Raw genomic sequence first — 16601 nt, forward strand, 5'->3', positions numbered from 1 at the left:
ACCGGTTTTACCCCTTTTCGCCCCGGCCTCTGGCCGGAGCGGGAAAGAAGCCTTCGGCCACCACGGCCGGCGTCCGATTAGACGTCGCGGGACACGATGACACATTGAAGTGGCGTCGCGTCCCCTAGAAAATCTCCCCGGTTTTCGAAAGCCGCGCACGAGGGCCATATCAGCCAAAGCCCCACAAGGGGTATTTTTAGGAGGAAACACCATGCGTCTTAAACTGTTGACCGGCCTGACCCTGGCGGCCAGCGTCGCCTTCGGCCCGCTTGCCTTCGCCGATATCACCGTTGGCGTCATCACACCGCTCACCGGTCCGGTTGCGGCCTATGGCGAGCAGGTGAAGAACGGCGCGGAAACGGCTGCCGACGAGATCAACAAGGCCGGCGGCATCAACGGCGAAAAGATCGTCCTGAAGCTGCTCGACGATGCCGGTGATCCGAAGCAGGCCGTTTCGGTTGCCAACCAGGCCGCCGCTGAAGGCATCCGCTTCGTCGTTGGCCCGGTCCTGTCCGGCACCTCGATGGCGGCATCCGACGTGCTTGCCGAGAACGGCATCCTGATGGTGACGCCGACGGCAACGACCCCTGACCTCACCACCCGTGGCCTCTGGAACGTGCTGCGCACCTGCGGTCGTGACGACCAGCAGGCCGAGGTTGCGGCCGCCTTCGTGGTCAAGAACCTCAAGGACAAGAAGGTCGCTGTGCTGCACGACAAGGCGCCCTACGGCAAGGGTCTGGCCGATGGCTTCAAGAAGGCAATCAACGCCGGCGGCATCACCGAAGTCGTCTATGAGGGCCTGAACCCGGGCGACAAGGACTTCAGCGCCATCGTCACCCGCCTGAAGGCCGAGAACGTCGAAGTCGTCTACTTCGGCGGCTACCATCCGGAAGGCGGCCTGCTTGCACGCCAGATGCACGACCAGGGCGTGAAGGCACAGATCTTCGGTGGCGACGGCCTGTCGAACACCGAGTTCTGGGCAATCGGCGGCGAAGCGGCAACCGGCACGACCTACACCAACGCCAGCGACGCAACCCGCAGCCCGGCGTCGGCCCCGGCCGTCGAAGCGCTGAAGGCGAAGAACATTCCGGCAGAAGCCTTCACCCTCAACGCCTATGCCGCCGTTCAGGTTCTGAAGGCCGGCATCGAGAAGGCCGGTTCGGCGGAAGACGCGACCGCGGTCGCAACCGCCATCAAGTCCGGCGAAGCGATCGACACCGTTCTCGGCAAGCTGACCTACGGCGAAGCCGGCGACCTCACCTCGCAGGCTTTCTCGCTCTACAAGTGGGAAGGCGGCAAGAGCGTTCCGGCCGAATAAGGCAAACGCGTTTGGAAATGAAAACGCCGGGGGAAACCCCGGCGTTTTTTATGCAGGCTGCGAAGGCAGCTTACTTCTTCTTGCCCTTGGCCGGCGGGCCCTCGTCGAAGCCGACATAGACCGTGACGTTGGAACCGGATCCGCCCGGTAGCGTCACGTCTGCCTTGGTGAAGACGAACTGCGCCGAGCCCGTTGCAGGAATTTCGACCGCATGCTGCGTCAGCTCGGAATAGAGCGTCTTGTCTTCGTCGGTCGCAGCGACACGGATCGGCATGGTGATCTTGCCCGGGCCGCCAGCGGGACCGCTGACGACGCGCCCTTGGACCACGACCGTCATCGTAATCGCGCTCTCGCTTTGCACGCACTGCCGCGTGGTGTCGGCGAGAGAGGCCTGGTAGACGAGCTTCGTCGGGTCGTTCTTGGCGCCCTTGGCGTAGCTGGCATACACATTTGTGCCGTCACGAATGACGACCTGCGGGCATGCGGCCTGGACGACGGCGGGTGTCGGAGCGGCGGCACTGCCACCTGCATCGATTGCGCCGCCGGATTGCGTTTTGTTACAGCCGGCGAGGACCGCGAGAAAAGATATTGCGAGAACAGGCCGGGATACTTTGCCAAACACGTTGAACAACCTCTGCTGGACCGGTTGAAACTCCTTGACCGAAATCTCGGCCGGAAGGCCTTTCGTGGCCTTCGGGCATCGTCTATAGCAGCGACCAAATGAAAAATCGATTGGGTCAGCTCGTCCCTTCCGAATTTTCCGAAGCCTGCACAGGACCGGAAATTGCGTTGGTGACAAGAATGCGTGCAGACTTTGTCAAGCACTGACGCAATAAGACGGGCGTGGCGCGACGCTGCTGAATAGGGTCGCTGCAATCCTTGGGGTGGACGAAGGACAATCATGGTGAAGTATATCTCGACGCGCGGCGAAGCCGCTCCTCTCGGCTTCTGCGACGCGCTGCTTGCCGGCCTTGCGCGCGACGGCGGTCTCTACCTCCCCAAGGAATGGCCCAGGCTCTCCAAGAAGGACATCCGCGGCCTGCGCGGCAAGTCCTACCAGGAAATCGCTTTCGCCGTGCTCGAGCCCTTTACCAACGGCGAAATCCCGGCTGCAAAGTTTCGCGAGATGATCGACGAGGCCTATGCCACCTTCCGCCACCCGGCGGTGGCACCGCTCGTCCAGACCGGCCCGAACGCCTTTGTGCTCGAACTTTTCCACGGCTCGACGCTCGCCTTCAAGGACGTGGCGATGCAGTTGCTCGCACGGCTGATGGACTACGTCCTTGCAGAACGCGGCGAGCGCGCCACCATCGTCGGGGCGACCTCGGGCGACACGGGCGGCGCTGCGATCGACGCCTTTGCCGGCCGCGAACGCACCGACATCTTCATTCTCTTCCCGAACGGAAAGGTTTCGCCGGTACAGCAGCGGCAGATGACGACGTCGACCGCATCGAACGTCCACGCCATCGCCGTGAACGGCAATTTCGACGACTGCCAGAACCTCGTCAAAGACATGTTCAACGACGCAGCCTTCCGTGATCGGGTCAAGCTTTCGGGCGTCAACTCGATCAACTGGGCGCGCATCATGGCCCAGATCGTCTATTACTTCACGACGGCGGTTGCCCTCGGCAGCCCGGACCGCAAGATTTCCTTCACGGTGCCGACCGGCAATTTCGGCGACATCTTCGCCGGCTACGTCGCCAAGCGCATGGGCCTGCCGATCGACAAGCTGGTGGTCGCCACCAACGAGAACGACATTCTCGCCCGCACGCTGAAGACCGGCCGCTACGAGATGCGCGACGTCAAGGCAACCACGGCGCCGTCGATGGACATCCAGATCTCGTCGAACTTCGAACGGCTTTTGTTCGAGGCGAACGACCGTGATCCGAGCGAAGTGCGCTCCGCAATGGACGGCCTCAAGCAGTCCGGCTCCTTCACCATTCGCGAAAAGGCGCTGAAAGCCATCCGCAAGGAGTTCCGTGCCGGCCGTGCCTCCGAAACGGAGGTGGCGAGCACAATCGCCACGACGCTTAAACAAACGGGTTATCTGCTCGATCCGCACAGCGCCGTCGGTGTCTTCGTTGCAGCCAAGCACGAGAAGACGTCTGCCCCGATGGTCACGCTTGCAACCGCCCATCCGGCGAAATTCCCGGACGCGGTAAAATCGGCCAGTGGTATTGACCCGGCGCTTCCGACGTGGCTTGCTGACCTGATGAACAGGGAGGAGCGTTTCGATATCCTGGATCCGGACCTGAAAACCGTCGAGACTTTTATCGGCGAGCGTACCCGCCTCCGGGGGTAAGAACGAGAAGAAACGTATGATGAAAGTTGAGTGCACCCGGCTCCCTTCCGGGTTGACGGTGGTAACCGAGCAGATGCCGCATCTCGAAAGTGTGGCGCTCGGCGTGTGGATCAAGTCCGGTTCGCGCAATGAAACCCTGGGCGAACATGGCATTGCCCACCTGCTGGAGCACATGGCTTTCAAAGGCACCGAGCGACGCACCGCCCGCCAGATTGCCGAAGAAATCGAAAATGTCGGAGGCGAGGTCAACGCTGCGACCTCAACCGAAACGACGTCCTATTATGCCCGCGTGCTCAAGGATCACGTGCCGCTGGCAGTCGATATTCTCGCCGATATCCTGACGGAGTCCGTCTTCGACGACGAGGAACTGAGGCGCGAGAAGCAGGTCATCCTGCAGGAAATCGGCGCCGCCGACGACACGCCCGATGACGTCGTGTTCGATCGCTTCGCCGAAACCGCCTATCGCAACCAGACCGTGGGCCGCCCGATCCTTGGTACGCCCGATACGGTCATGTCGTTCTCCGCCGACCAGATCCGCCATTACCTCGGCCGCAATTACACGACCGACCGGATGTTCGTGGTCGCCGCCGGCGCCGTTGAGCATGACGCTTTCGTCCGCCAGGTAGAGGAACGCTTCGCCTCTCTGCCGCGCACGCCGATCGCCACACCCGTGCTTGAAGCGGCTCGCTACACCGGCGGCGAGAGCCGCGAGACGCGTGACTTGATGGACGCGCAAGTGTTGCTCGGCTTTGAAGGCAAGGCCTATCACGCGCGCGACTTCTATTGCTCGCAGATCCTCGCCAACATCCTCGGCGGCGGTATGTCCTCGCGGCTCTTCCAGGAAGTGCGCGAGCACCGCGGCCTCTGTTACTCGGTCTATGCCTTCCACTGGGGCTTCTCAGACACCGGCATTTTCGGCGTGCACGCAGCAACCGGCGGCGAGAACCTGCCTGAGCTGATGCCAGTCATCGTCGATGAGCTGCGCAAGTCGTCGATGAACATCGAGCAGCAGGAAATCGAACGCGCCCGTGCGCAGATCCGGGCACAGCTCTTGATGGGACAGGAAAGCCCGGCCGCACGCGCCGGCCAGATCGCCCGCCAGATGATGCTCTACGGCCGCCCGATCCCGAACGAGGAGCTGATGGAACGCCTGTCCGGCATCACCATCGAGCGCCTGACCGACCTTGCCGGCCGTCTGTTTTTCGATACGACGCCGACGCTCTCGGCGATCGGTCCCCTGGAACAGCTTGCCCCGATGGGTGACATCCTGTCGTCCCTGACCGGCAAGGCTGCCGTGCCGCACGCCGTCGCTAGCTAGCTAAGCCTGGATCATTTCATTGTTTCATCGGAACGGTGAAATGATCCTGCTTTTGCCGACGGAAAACCGTTTCCCATCCTTCCTGGAGTGGCTGCGGACCGGCCGAAGAGCTGGCGGTGCAAATCGCCCTGCCCGAAGCGTGAAGTCTTTGCGCCTTTTCGCAAAATCGGATTCGATTTGCGCGCAAAGTTGTGCAACGTTTCGGTTTATGACAGCGAAAAGGTGCGCTGTCGGGCGGACGATTTAGGGCCCCGCGTAACTGGACGGCCTTGGAGGCAGCAATGACACGATCGGTTTTTCGGTTCCTGTCGCGGCAGCCGGAGACGGTCGAGATTGCCAACCAGAATTACTTGCTGCGGCTTCCCCGCTACGCCGACTATCGCCAATGGTATCAGCTCAGAAGCGAAAGTCGCGCCTTCCTGGAACCGTGGGAGCCGACCTGGCGCCCGGACGAGATGACAGAGAGCGCATTTCGCAGCCGCGTGATCCGCAACGAGCAGGAATTCGCCTCCGGCCAGGCAGTGCCGCTGTTTCTTTTCCACAAGCCAGGTGAGGTTCTGCTGGGTGGGCTCACCATCGGGCATATCCGCCGTGGCGCCGGGCAAAACTGCATGATCGGCTACTGGATGGGCGCGCGCCACGCCGGCCAGGGCCATATGTACGCGGCACTCAGGCTCGCTATTCCCTACATCTTTTCGACCCTTGAGTTGCACCGTATTGAAGCAGCCTGTATTCCGGACAACTCGAGAAGCATCCGGCTCCTTGAAAAGGCCGGTTTTGAGCGTGAAGGCTATTTAAGACAGTACTTGAGAATCAACGGCCAGTGGCGGGACCACGTGCTCTTTTCTCTCCTGTGCGACGATGCCCTACCGAACAGGAATATGCCCCTTTGATGCCTCTAGCCCGCTCGTCCTTCGCCCGGTCAGCCCTAAAGCTGGCAGCGTTTGTGATCACGCTCACCACGTTCTTCTGCGCGCTCAGTGGCGCGGCCGAGGCGCTTGAGCCGGTGAAGATCTCGCGCGAAGACACCGCGCTCGACCTGACGGCGACGACAGAGATTTACAGCGGCCGCAACGAGGCCTTCCAGGTCTCGACGGCGCCCGGGACCGACGGCATCGTGCGGCGCATCGAGGTGCGCTCAAACAGCGAGGACCACCAGGGCGACTGGGCGGTGTTCGCGCTTGCCAATGTCTCTGCCGAACCGCTCGACCGTGTGATCGTCGCACCGCATTTCCGGTTGGTGAACTCCAAGCTCTTCTGGCCGGATCTCGGCTCCAAGCGCATTTTGTCGATCACCCCCAGCGAAGGGTCCGCGCTTAGCCGCGAACCGAGTGACGAGGCCGACGTCTTCCGCATTACGCTGGCGCCGGGCGTCATCATTACCTTCGTCGCCGAGCTGGCGACGCCGGAGCTGCCGCAGATCTACCTGTGGGAGCCGGATTCCTACAAGGACACGGTCAACGCGTTTACGCTCTATCGGGGCATCGTTCTTGGCATTGCCGGCCTGCTGGCGGTGTTCCTCACCATCCTTTTCGTGGTCAAGGGAACCTCGATGCTGCCGGCGACGGCTGCCCTTGCCTGGGCGGTCCTTGCCTATATCTGCGTCGATTTCGGCTTCCTGTCGAAGCTCATCAGCGTGACGGCCGGCGACGAGCGAATATGGCGAGCGGGCACCGAGGTCTTCCTGGCGGCCGGCCTCGTGATCTTCCTGTTCACCTATCTCAATCTCAACCGCTGGCACCAGCATCTCGGCTATGCGACCCTTGCCTGGATCCTCGGCCTCGGCCTGCTCTTCGGCGTCGCCGTCTACGACCCGGCAATCGCGTCGGGCATTGCGCGCCTTTCCTTTGCGCTGACGGCAACGGTCGGCATCGTCCTGATCGCCTATCTCGGCTTCAACCGCTACGACCGGGCCATTCTTCTCGTGCCCGCCTGGCTGCTCATTCTCGTCTGGCTGTTCGGCGCGTGGCTGACGGTCACCGGCCAGCTCGCCAACGACATCGTACAGCCGGCTCTCGGCGGCGGCCTCGTGCTCATCGTGCTCCTGATCGGCTTCACCGTCATGCAGCATGCGGTGGCCGGCAGCGGCTACCAGCAGGGCCTGTTCTCCGACCTTGAACGCCAGTCGCTTGCCTTGACCGGATCGGGCGACACCGTCTGGGACTGGGACGTCGCCCGCGACCGCGTGGTGACCATCCCTGACATTTCCACCCAGCTTGGCCTCTCGCTCGGCAGCATGCACGGCCCCTTGCGCAACTGGTTGCCGCGGCTCCATCCTGATGATCGCGACCGTTTCCGCGCGACCCTCGACGTGCTGCTCGAGCGCCGTCGTGGCAAGCTCAATCATGAGTTCCGCGCCCGCGCCGAGGATGGCCACTATCACTGGCTGTCCATTCGCGCCCGTCCTGTTCTTGGCGCCAACGGCGAAATCATCCGCTGCGTCGGCACGATCATCGACATCACCGAGCAACGCAATTCGGTCGAGCGGCTGCTGCACAATGCGCTGCTCGACAATCTGACCGGGTTGCCGAACCGGCAGGTGTTCCTCGACCGGCTGCAGGCGATGCTGTTGATGGCCGACGGCAGCAATGCCGTTCGCCCGACCGTGCTTGCGATCGACATCGACCGCTACAAGCAGGTCAACGATCTGCTTGGCATTGCCGCCGGCGACAACATACTCATCGCGTTGACGCGACGCCTGCGCCGGCTGCTGCGGCCGCAAGATACGCTCGCTCGTCTCGGCGGCGACCAGTTCGGCCTGATCCTGATGTCCGAGCGAGACCCGGCCAAGGTCGCCGATTTCGCCGATGCCGTCAGCAAGGCGATCATGGTGCCGCTCAACTACGGCAACCGCGAAATCAATCTCACGGCTTCGATCGGCCTCGTCTCCTGGCTCGACCAGGAGCAGAGTGCCGCCGGTCTGCTCGACGATGCCGAGCTTGCGATGTTCCGGGCAAAGAAGGAAGGCGGCAACCGCGTCGAGCCCTTCCGCCCCGCTTTCCGCACCTCTGGGTCAGACCGGATGCAGCTCGAAGCCGATCTCAAGAAGGCGATCGAGCGCAAGGAGCTTTCGCTCGTCTACCAGCCGATCGTCCGGCTGAACGACGCCGAGATTGCCGGCTTCGAAGCGCTGATGCGCTGGGATCACCCCAAGCGCGGCAACGTCTCGCCGACCGAGTTCATCCCGATCGCCGAAAACTCCGACCTCATCAACCAGCTGGGCATGTTCGCCTTCGACCGGGCGACGAGTGACCTGACGGAATGGCAGTTGCAGACCGGCGACCTGCCGATCTTCGTCTCGATCAACCTTTCGAGTGCGCAGCTTCTCAACAACGAACTCTACGACGACGTTCGCGCCATCCTCACCAAGAACCGCTGCGATCCCGGCAAGGTCAAGATGGAGCTGACGGAATCGCTTGTGATGGAAAATCCCGAACAGGCCCGTCTCGTCCTTGAAAAACTGAAGGAAGCAGGCCTGAAGCTGGCGCTCGACGACTTCGGTACCGGCCATTCGTCGCTCTCCTACCTTACCCGCTTCCCCTTCGACACGATCAAGATCGACAAGGCGCTGGTGCGCGACCCGAGCGATAAGCGCGGCATCCTCTTGCGCTCGGTCATCACCATGGCCCGCGAACTCGACATGACGGTGGTGGCGGAAGGCATCGAATCCGAGGATGATGCGATCCAGCTCTCGCAGATGGGCTGCGACTACGGACAGAGCTTCCTCTTCGGTCCACCGATCGGCTCGGAATCGATCCAGAGGCTGCTCAAGGAACGCTTCCCGCTGATGAAGCGGGCATAAGGCTCGCGCTCTTCGTCAAGCACGCAATCGCCTTTCGCCCGTCGGCAACGCCCGGCGGGCGCGCGTTCAGCGGGCTCCACAAACCTACATAGTGTGAGATTAGCCGTTCAGGCGTGGCCCGCGTCCATGGAAAGCATGGCGGCCGAGACGCCCATCAGGGCCAGCGCCCGATCGTACTTGTCATCCAGCGCCTTGTCGAAGATCAACTCTTCGCGCGCCGGGCAGGTCAGCCAACCGTTCTGGGTAATTTCCGCTTCCAGCTGGCCCGGCCCCCAGCCGGCATAGCCGAGCATCATCGTCGCCCTCACCGGCCCCTCCCCGCGCGAAATGGCGCGCACGATATCAAGCGTGGCCGTCAGGCAGATATCGTCGCTGACGGGGATGCTGGAATCGCTCAGGTAGTCGTCGGAATGGAGGACAAAGCCGCGTCCGGTTTCGACAGGGCCGCCCGCCTGGATCTGGAACTCGCGGGTCATCGCCGGAAGCCGGATCGCCTCGTCTTCATCGAGAAGATCGAGATGCAGAAGGACGTCGGGGAAGGTCAGCTGCTGCGGCCGATTGAGCACGAAACCCATGGCTCCATCGTCCGAATGGGCGCAGATGAAGATGACCGTGCGGGCAAAGTTGGCGTCAAACATCCCGGGCATGGCGATCAGGAACTGACCGTCAAGAAAGCCTCGTTCGCGTCGTTTTTGCGCCGTCGGAATAGCCATCATGCCAACAGCCTATCAATTCGCCGCGAAATGAAAAGCGCCTCAGCGTCGCGGCCCTCAAATATTGCACGCACGGCGTTCACCTCTCCGTGTCCGATCAAACAATTATGATCGTTGCCTGCCTTGGAGCGACTGGAGCGTTTTCGGCAAAAGCGATATTGCTTCCGGCATGCTCAAGTGCCCTACACATCACAACATGGCCCAGCTCATCGGCGCGGCAAGTCTCGTTGTCTCATTTTTTCTCCCCGTCTCGGCCAAGGCGGCCACCAGTGACTGGGTGAGCTCTCCGGGTGGCATGATCCGCCTGGTCGCAGCACCGCCGAAAGAGGACGGCACGATCCCCGCGACGCTCGAAATCAAGCTCAACGCCGGCTGGAAGACCTATTGGCGAGAGCCGGGGGCCAGCGGCATCCCTCCGCAGGTAACACTTGATCCCGCCGGCGGCGTCGTTCTGGAAAAGATCGGCTTTCCGGTACCCAAGTCGTTCGACGACGGCGTGGTGCGCTACGTCGGTTACGACAAGTCGGTTGCCTTTCCCTTGACGCTGAAGCGCATCCACGGAAACGGCGACGTCAACATCCGCGCCTCGGTGTTTCTCGGCATCTGCGAGGACATCTGCATCCCTGTCCAGGGAGAGCTGACACTGGCCTTGAAACAGGGCAGCTTCGACAATCCGCTCGACGAGGCGCGGATCGACGATGCCGTCGCCGCCTTGCCGGAGGCGCCCTCTGAGGACTTTGCCGTGACCGCGAGCCGGTACGACGCCGCCGCAGCGCGGCTGCACCTCTCCTTGCGCCTGCCCGCGGGCGACAGTCATCCCGAACTCTTCCTCGCCGGTCCGCCCGGCGTCTCCTTCGGCAAACCGGAAATCCGGCCCGAAGGCAGCGCAGAGCTCAGCGCAACCGTCCCGGTCAGGCTCTCGGCCAAGGACGGGGAACTCAAAGGCAAGCCGATCGTTTTGACGGTGCGGGCCAAGAACCGCAGCATGGAGACGACCCTTGCCTTTGACTAGGGCGCCTCTATAGTCCGCCAGGTTCTCCGGCTGGAACGGAGAAACGAGACGCAAGCAAAGCAAGGAGAGTACCGTGACCATTGCCGTTGGAGACAAGCTGCCCGCTGCGACCTTCAAGGAAAAGACCGCCGACGGTCCGGTGGAAGTCACCACCGATCAGCTCTTTGCCGGCAAGCGCGTCGTGCTTTTCGCCGTTCCGGGCGCCTTCACGCCCACCTGCTCGCTCAACCACTTGCCCGGTTACCTCGAAAACCGCGACGCGATCCTCGCGCGCGACGTCGATGACATCGCCGTCGTCGCCGTCAACGACCTGCACGTGATGGGCGCCTGGGCGACGGCCTCTGGCGGCATGGGCAAGATCCATTTCCTGTCCGACTGGAACGCTGCCTTCACCAAGGCGCTCGGCATGGATATCGACCTTTCGGCCGGCACGCTCGGCGTCCGCTCGAAGCGTTACTCGATGCTGGTCGAAGACGGGGTGGTCAAGACGCTCAATCTTGAAGAAAGCCCCGGCCAGGCGACCGTCTCGGGCGCCGCCGCGATGCTCGAACAGCTCTGAGCGCAGAGACACGTGCAAAAGGAAACGGGCCTCAACGGCCCGTTTTTCATTTCACGAGAAGAGAGCCCAAGCCGCGCTTCTTCTTGTAGGGTTCCATACCCTTGCGGGCGAGCTCGTCGGCGCGCTCGTTTTCCGGATGGCCGGCATGGCCCTTGACCCAATGCCACGTTACCTTGTGACGGCGGTTGGCCTCGTCCAGAGCCTGCCAGAGTTCACCGTTCTTCACCGGTTTCTTGTCAGCGGTTTTCCAGCCGTTCTTCTTCCAGCCGTGGATCCACTTGGAAATCCCGTCCATCACGTACTTGCTGTCGGTGTGCAGATCGACCTCGCAGGCGCTCTTCAGCGCGTCGAGCGCGGAGATTGCCGCCAACAGTTCCATGCGGTTGTTGGTCGTTTCCGCCTCGCCGCCGGAAAGTTCCTTTTCCACCTCGCCGTAGCGCAGCACCGCACCCCAGCCGCCCGGGCCAGGATTGCCCGAGCAGGCGCCATCAGTGAAAATGTCGACGTGTTTCATTCAGACGCCCCGTCGATCCGCAGGCCATATTCGGCGCTCGAAACGATCGCCCGGTGGAAGCGGATCTTCGTCAGATATTCGAGCGGATCCTTCTTGACCACAAGCGCACCGGCCGGCGTCATCAGCCAGTCGTAGAGACGCGTGAGGAAAAAGCGCAGGGCGGAGCCACGGCAGAGAAGCGGCAGAGCCTCTACCTCGGCAGGCGTCAGCTTGCGCACGCTCTCATAGCCCGAAAGCATCGCCATGCCCTTGGTGATGTTGTAGGAGCCGTTCTTCTCGAAACACCAGGAATTGAGGCAGATGGCGACGTCATAGGCCAGATAGTCGTTGCAGGCGAAATAGAAGTCGATCAGGCCGGAAAGCTGGTCGCCGAGGAAAAAGACGTTGTCCGGAAACAGATCGGCGTGAATGACGCCCTCCGGCAGCGACTTCGGCCAGTGGCGCTCGAGGTGCTCGAGCTCGGCCGCAATCTCGTTCTTGAGGCCCGGCTGGACCTCGTCGGCGCGTGCCTCGGAATTCACCCAGAGCGGCCGCCAACCGCCGACGGAAAGGGCATTGGTACGCTTCAGCGCGAAACCCTCGCCGGCCAGATGCATGGCGGCCAGCGCCTTGCCGACCTCGTGGCAGTGCTTGGCCTCAGGCTTCCTCAGCCACATGCCCTCAAGAAACGAGATGACGGCAGCCGGACGGCCCGAAAGCTCGCCGAGAAGCTCGCCGTCGGCGCGCGGCAAGGGCAGCGGGCAGGACAGGCCACCTTCAGCCAGGTGATGCATCAGCCCCAGGAAGAACGGCAGGTCATCGGCGTTCACGCGCTTCTCGTAGAGCGTGAGGATGTAGGACCCCTTGGTCGTGTGCATCAGGAAATTGGAGTTCTCGACGCCCTCGGCAATCCCCTTGTAGGAGGTCAGTTGGCCGACGTCATAGGCGGTGAGAAAACGGGAGAGGTCGTCTTCCGTGATATCGGTGTAAACTGCCAAGGTTTTCCACTCTCAAGAAAATGCGGGCAAGAAATGCGGCGGTTATTCGCCGTTGACGAAGGCCATGTCGGCTGGTGTCAGCGGCACGTGGCGGATCTCGCGGTTGACGAGGAAGTTCTCGTTCTCCTCGACGGTGTCGGCGAGTTCCACAGTCGCCTGGTAGCGCTCGCGGAACGCCTCGATGATCTCGTTGACGATCACTTCCGGCGCCGAAGCGCCAGCCGACAGGCCGACGACAGAGATATCACCGATCGCATCCCAGTCGATTTCGGACGCACGCTGGACCAGCACGGATTTCTTAGCGCCCGCCTTGAGCGCCACTTCGACGAGGCGCTTGGAGTTGGACGAATTCGGCGCACCGACGACGAGGAAGAGGTCACAGCCGGGGGCTGCCTGCTTGACCGCCTCCTGGCGGTTGGTGGTGGCGTAGCAGATCGAATCGGCAGCCGGCGCCGTCAGGTTCGGAAAACGCTCGTGCAGCCGCTTGATGACGCCGGCCGTGTCGTCGACCGACAGCGTCGTCTGGGTGACGAAACCGAGATTGTCCGGATCTGGCGGCTGGTAGACGTCGGCGTCCTCGACCGTCTCGACGAGCGATACGGTGCCTTCGGGCAGTTGCCCCATCGTGCCGATCACTTCCGGGTGGCCGGCATGACCGATCAGGACGACATGGCGGCCGAGACGGTTGTGGCGCATCGCCTGCTTGTGAACCTTGGAGACCAGCGGACAGGTGGCATCGAGATAGAAAAGATTGCGCGCGTCAGCGTCCGCAGGCACTGACTTCGGCACGCCGTGCGCGGAGAAGACGACCGGCTGCTTGCGGTGCTCCGGCGGGATCTCGTCAAGCTCTTCGACAAAGATCGCCCCCTTGGCCTCCAGGCCTTCGACCACGTAGCGGTTGTGCACGATCTCGTGGCGGACATAGACCGGGGCACCGAACTCCTTCAGCGCCAGGACGACGATCTGGATCGCCCGGTCGACGCCGGCGCAGAAGCCACGCGGGCCGCAAAGGCGAATGGTGATCGGGGATTTTTCTGCCGCGGAAGATGCCATGGATCAGGATGCCAGTAGGAGAAGAACAAGTGCTGCGATCGCCGGGCCGCCCTGGATGAGGAAGATGCGCGGCTTGACCGACCAAGCGCCATATATAGCGGCAACGATCACGCACACAAGGAAGAACACTTTCAGCTGGAAGGCAAAGGACGCTTCTGCCTGGAACAACGACCAGAACAGACCGGCGGCCAGAAACCCGTTGTAGAGCCCTTGATTGGCGGCTAGGACACGCGTCGTCTCCGCCTGCTCCTTCGTCATGCGGAAGACGGCCCTCCCCCGAGGACCCGTCCACAGGAACATTTCCAGGACCAGGAAGCCGACATGCAGCAATCCGGTCAAAGCAATCAGTGTGTTCGCGATGATCGTCATCATTGTCCCCTGCCGCCATTCCTGACGCACAGCGTTAGCATGACGGCACGCGTGCGGCTATCGCCCGCGCCGAAGTGCGTACATGCCACTGACAGCCACCAGCGCGGCCGCCAACCCGTACCAGGTCAGGGCATATTGCAGGTGGTTGTTCGGCAGATCGAACTGGGTGACGCCGCCGATCGGCAAACCGCCCGGATTGGGCGACGCATCGGCATCGACGAAGAACGGCAGCACCTTGTCGGCGGGAAGCCCGACTGACGATGCCATAACGTCGAGATCCTTCCAGTAGAAGATGTTCTTGGCGAGATCATTGTCCGGAACGATCGACGACGGCTTTTCGCTAAGCTTCGGCCGTGCAAGGCCGGTGATCGCGACCGAGGCCGGAAGCTCGCCGGCCAGGCGCGTCGACGATTCCTTCTGTTCGAAGGGTACGAAACCGCGATTGACGAACAGGAAGCGGTCGTCGTCGAGCCTCAGCGGCGTGAAGATGTAATAACCGGTGCGGCCGTTGAAGGTCGCGAAGAAGTGTCGTTCCTTGCTGTGGTCGAAGCGACCGGGGACGGCGACCGTCCGGTAGTCGATTTCGCCGCCGTCGGCCAGGATTTTCTCGATCTCGCCGAGCGTCACCGGCGGCGCCGATCGGCGCTCGGCGATGGCCGTCAGCAGCCCTTCCTTCCAGTGCAGCCGCTGCATCTGCCAGGTGCCGAGCGACACCAGGATGGCGAAGGCGGTGGCCAGAACGAGGAACGTGCCGAGGCGCCCGATCAGACCAGCCTTCTTCTTGGTTGCGATTTCAGCCACGGTCGATTTCACCCGGACGCGCATTGTTGCGGTATTGCAGGTTGATCAAGATGCCCTTGAGCATGCGCGTCAGGCCGAGGCTGAAGACCACCGCAAGCGGGATCCACAGGATGAAATGCAGCCAGAGCGGCGGGTTGAAATTCACCTCCGCCCACAGCGCCGCACCAACGACGACAAAGCCGACGATCAGGATGACGAAGACCACCGGGCCGTCGCCGGAATCGGCAAAGTGGTAATCGAGATCACAGCTTGTGCAAGACGGTCTCACCTTGAGAAAGCCGTCGAAAAGCTTGCCCTGGCCGCAGCGCGGGCAAAGCCCGCGCACGCCTGTCATCACCGGATCCACCGGCGGGAAATGCGCCTTGTCTTCACTCACGGCCTGATCTCAATCGGTGTGTTGTTGGGGACCATCGTCCAGATTTCATCCATTTGCGCATTGGTAACGGCAATGCAGCCATTCGTCCAATCGAAGCGCTGCATCAAAAAGGCCAGCCAGCCGAAATAGTTGGGCTGGCCATGGATCATGATCATGCCGCCCGGATCAATACCGCTTGCGGCGGCGGCAGCGACGTCAGCCTGTGCCGGATAGGATACGTGGATCGACTTGTGATAGCCGCTCCCGGGATTGCGCCAGTCGAGAGAATAGAGCCCTTCCGGCGTCCTCTCGTCGCCTTCCTGCCGCTTGTGGCCGGTGGGGTTGCCGCCGAGCGCAACTGTGTACTCGCGGATCACCTGGCCCCCTTGGAAGAGTTGCAACAGCCGCCGCTCCTTGTGCACGACCACCCTGTCCGCGTTGTCGGTTGCCGCAGCGGGCAAACCACCCGATACCACAAGCGCCGCGACCACCAAGGCCAGCCTCATTTCCGTTCCCCTCTAACCGCGCTGCGGACACACCACCAAAAGAACAAGGCGGCTGCATGACTGCAACCGCCTTGTCGAAAAGAGCTGAAGCTCCAGAGTTCTTACATGTGCGCGACCGGCGCGCCCCAACCACCCCAGATGTAGATGGAGAAGAACAGGAACAGCCAGACGACGTCAACGAAGTGCCAGTACCAGGCGGCGGCTTCGAAGCCGAAGTGCTGCTTCGGCGTGAAATCGCCACGCAGCGCACGGATCAGGCAGACGAGCAGGAAGATCGTGCCGACCAGAACGTGGAAGCCGTGGAAGCCGGTCGCCATGAAGAAGGTCGCGCCGTAGATCGAGTCCTTGAAGGCGAACGGTGCGTGAGCGTATTCGTAAGCCTGGACGTAGGAGAACAGCACGCCAAGTGCCACCGTCAGCGACAGGCCGTAGACCAGGCCCTTACGGTCGTTGTGCAGCAGTGCGTGGTGGGCCCAGGTGACCGTCGTGCCGGAAAGCAGCAGGATGACGGTGTTGTAGAGCGGTAGGTGCCAGGGATCGAGAACCTCGATGCCCTTCGGCGGCCACACACCGCCGGTAAAGGCGGCGCGGGTTGCCTGGATGGCTTCGCCCGGGAACAGGCTGGCGTCGAAATAGGCCCAGAACCAGGCGACGAAGAACATCACTTCCGACGCGATGAACATGATCATGCCGTAGCGCAGGTGCAGCGCAACGACGCGGGTGTGGTGACCCTCGTGCGCTTCCTTCACCGTGTCCGACCACCAGCCGTACATGGTGTAGAGAACGATGATGAGGCCTGCGAGCAGGATCCAGACGTTTGCAAACTCGAGGCCGAAGATCTTCAGCGAGCTGCCAGCCAGGTAGCGCATGTAGCAGATGCCGCCGAACGCCATGACGAAGGCGCCGATCGAGGCAAGCAGCGGCCAGGGGCTTGGGTCAATGATGTGGTAGTCGTGATTCTTCTGATGCGCACCGGCCATGTCAGTAATCCCCGAAATGTCT

17 protein-coding genes are annotated in these 16601 nt (G+C 62.2%); 7 read left to right on the top strand and 10 right to left on the bottom strand.

Translation table 11 applies throughout. From position 1 onward, the window contains the following. Positions 1-211: 211 nt before the first annotated feature. Positions 212-1318 (top strand): ABC transporter substrate-binding protein, encoded by a 1107-nt coding sequence (locus VGO04_RS13525; protein WP_327496464.1) that lies wholly within the window; start codon positions 212-214, stop codon positions 1316-1318. Between the two features lie 70 nt (positions 1319-1388). On the opposite strand, the gene VGO04_RS13530 is transcribed toward VGO04_RS13525, so the two are convergent. Continuing rightward, positions 1389-1940 carry a hypothetical protein gene (locus VGO04_RS13530; protein ID WP_327496465.1) on the bottom strand — a complete coding sequence of 184 codons (552 nt, stop codon included), beginning with the start codon at positions 1938-1940 and terminating at the stop codon, positions 1389-1391. Between the two features lie 279 nt (positions 1941-2219). Between VGO04_RS13530 and thrC the strand changes: the two genes are divergently transcribed. From thrC to VGO04_RS13550, 4 genes are all read left to right on the top strand, one after another. Then, the gene (gene thrC / locus VGO04_RS13535) at positions 2220-3620 is read left to right on the top strand and encodes a threonine synthase (protein ID WP_327496466.1); all 1401 of its coding nucleotides are present in this window, start codon (positions 2220-2222) and stop codon (positions 3618-3620) included. A 16-nt stretch (positions 3621-3636) separates the two neighbouring features. Then, positions 3637-4938, top strand: coding sequence for a pitrilysin family protein (locus tag VGO04_RS13540; RefSeq protein ID WP_327496467.1), 1302 nt, complete (start codon positions 3637-3639; stop codon positions 4936-4938). A gap of 281 nt (positions 4939-5219) precedes the next feature. Beyond that, positions 5220-5831 carry a GNAT family protein gene (locus tag VGO04_RS13545; protein ID WP_327496468.1) on the top strand — a complete coding sequence of 204 codons (612 nt, stop codon included), beginning with the start codon at positions 5220-5222 and terminating at the stop codon, positions 5829-5831. Next, positions 5831-8740, top strand: a complete 2910-nt coding sequence (locus VGO04_RS13550; RefSeq protein WP_327496469.1) for an EAL domain-containing protein — start codon at positions 5831-5833, stop codon at positions 8738-8740. The genes VGO04_RS13545 and VGO04_RS13550 overlap by 1 nt, the downstream gene beginning before the upstream one ends. 107 nt (positions 8741-8847) lie before the next feature. On the opposite strand, the gene VGO04_RS13555 is transcribed toward VGO04_RS13550, so the two are convergent. Further along, entirely contained in the window at positions 8848-9453 is a 606-nt protein-coding gene (locus VGO04_RS13555) for a YqgE/AlgH family protein (RefSeq protein WP_327496489.1), read from the bottom strand. Between the two features lie 196 nt (positions 9454-9649). On the opposite strand from VGO04_RS13555, the gene VGO04_RS13560 reads away from it, so the two are divergent. Together VGO04_RS13560 and VGO04_RS13565 are read left to right on the top strand one after the other, a co-directional pair. Further along, positions 9650-10465, top strand: coding sequence for a protein-disulfide reductase DsbD domain-containing protein (locus VGO04_RS13560; protein ID WP_327496470.1), 816 nt, complete (start codon positions 9650-9652; stop codon positions 10463-10465). A 73-nt stretch (positions 10466-10538) separates the two neighbouring features. After that, positions 10539-11024: a peroxiredoxin gene (locus tag VGO04_RS13565; RefSeq protein ID WP_327496471.1), complete on the top strand. Its 486-nt coding sequence runs from the start codon at positions 10539-10541 to the stop codon at positions 11022-11024. 46 nt (positions 11025-11070) lie between these two features. On the opposite strand, the gene rnhA is transcribed toward VGO04_RS13565, so the two are convergent. The 8 genes from rnhA to VGO04_RS13605 all read right to left on the bottom strand — a co-directional run bounded on the left by rnhA (position 11071) and on the right by VGO04_RS13605 (position 16579). Beyond that, complete coding sequence (rnhA, locus tag VGO04_RS13570; RefSeq protein ID WP_327496472.1) at positions 11071-11538, bottom strand: ribonuclease HI; 468 nt, start codon at positions 11536-11538, stop codon at positions 11071-11073. Beyond that, positions 11535-12515: a homoserine kinase gene (locus tag VGO04_RS13575; protein WP_327496473.1), complete on the bottom strand. Its 981-nt coding sequence runs from the start codon at positions 12513-12515 to the stop codon at positions 11535-11537. Before VGO04_RS13575 ends, rnhA begins: the two co-directional genes overlap by 4 nt. 42 nt (positions 12516-12557) lie before the next feature. After that, positions 12558-13568: a 4-hydroxy-3-methylbut-2-enyl diphosphate reductase gene (gene ispH / locus VGO04_RS13580; protein ID WP_327496474.1), complete on the bottom strand. Its 1011-nt coding sequence runs from the start codon at positions 13566-13568 to the stop codon at positions 12558-12560. 3 nt (positions 13569-13571) lie between these two features. Beyond that, complete coding sequence (locus tag VGO04_RS13585) at positions 13572-13937, bottom strand: DUF1304 domain-containing protein (RefSeq protein WP_327496475.1); 366 nt, start codon at positions 13935-13937, stop codon at positions 13572-13574. A 57-nt stretch (positions 13938-13994) separates the two neighbouring features. Further along, positions 13995-14762, bottom strand: a complete 768-nt coding sequence (locus VGO04_RS13590; protein WP_327496476.1) for an SURF1 family protein — start codon at positions 14760-14762, stop codon at positions 13995-13997. Then, positions 14731-15114 (bottom strand): DUF983 domain-containing protein, encoded by a 384-nt coding sequence (locus VGO04_RS13595; RefSeq protein ID WP_327496477.1) that lies wholly within the window; start codon positions 15112-15114, stop codon positions 14731-14733. The genes VGO04_RS13590 and VGO04_RS13595 overlap by 32 nt, the downstream gene beginning before the upstream one ends. Then, complete coding sequence (locus VGO04_RS13600) at positions 15111-15599, bottom strand: L,D-transpeptidase family protein (protein WP_327496478.1); 489 nt, start codon at positions 15597-15599, stop codon at positions 15111-15113. Before VGO04_RS13600 ends, VGO04_RS13595 begins: the two co-directional genes overlap by 4 nt. A gap of 101 nt (positions 15600-15700) precedes the next feature. Further along, positions 15701-16579, bottom strand: a complete 879-nt coding sequence (locus VGO04_RS13605; protein ID WP_327496490.1) for a cytochrome c oxidase subunit 3 — start codon at positions 16577-16579, stop codon at positions 15701-15703. Positions 16580-16601 lie beyond the last annotated feature (22 nt).

This window comes from Ensifer sp., assembly GCF_035999185.1.
Taxonomy (GTDB): Bacteria; Pseudomonadota; Alphaproteobacteria; order Rhizobiales; family Rhizobiaceae; genus Ensifer.

Excerpts from the sequence above, each read along its gene's own strand:
- VGO04_RS13550 (WP_327496469.1), top strand. The coding sequence starts at position 5,831 with ATGCCTCTAGCCCGCTCGTCCTTCGCCCGGTCAGCCCTAAAGCTGGCA.
- rnhA (WP_327496472.1), bottom strand. The coding sequence starts at position 11,538 with ATGAAACACGTCGACATTTTCACTGATGGCGCCTGCTCGGGCAATCCT.
- VGO04_RS13545 (WP_327496468.1), top strand. The coding sequence starts at position 5,220 with ATGACACGATCGGTTTTTCGGTTCCTGTCGCGGCAGCCGGAGACGGTC.
- VGO04_RS13590 (WP_327496476.1), bottom strand. The coding sequence starts at position 14,762 with ATGCGCGTCCGGGTGAAATCGACCGTGGCTGAAATCGCAACCAAGAAG.
- VGO04_RS13560 (WP_327496470.1), top strand. The coding sequence starts at position 9,650 with ATGGCCCAGCTCATCGGCGCGGCAAGTCTCGTTGTCTCATTTTTTCTC.
- VGO04_RS13600 (WP_327496478.1), bottom strand. The coding sequence starts at position 15,599 with ATGAGGCTGGCCTTGGTGGTCGCGGCGCTTGTGGTATCGGGTGGTTTG.
- VGO04_RS13525 (WP_327496464.1), top strand. The coding sequence starts at position 212 with ATGCGTCTTAAACTGTTGACCGGCCTGACCCTGGCGGCCAGCGTCGCC.
- ispH (WP_327496474.1), bottom strand. The coding sequence starts at position 13,568 with ATGGCATCTTCCGCGGCAGAAAAATCCCCGATCACCATTCGCCTTTGC.
- VGO04_RS13585 (WP_327496475.1), bottom strand. The coding sequence starts at position 13,937 with ATGACGATCATCGCGAACACACTGATTGCTTTGACCGGATTGCTGCAT.
- VGO04_RS13540 (WP_327496467.1), top strand. The coding sequence starts at position 3,637 with ATGATGAAAGTTGAGTGCACCCGGCTCCCTTCCGGGTTGACGGTGGTA.
- thrC (WP_327496466.1), top strand. The coding sequence starts at position 2,220 with ATGGTGAAGTATATCTCGACGCGCGGCGAAGCCGCTCCTCTCGGCTTC.
- VGO04_RS13555 (WP_327496489.1), bottom strand. The coding sequence starts at position 9,453 with ATGGCTATTCCGACGGCGCAAAAACGACGCGAACGAGGCTTTCTTGAC.
- VGO04_RS13605 (WP_327496490.1), bottom strand. The coding sequence starts at position 16,579 with ATGGCCGGTGCGCATCAGAAGAATCACGACTACCACATCATTGACCCA.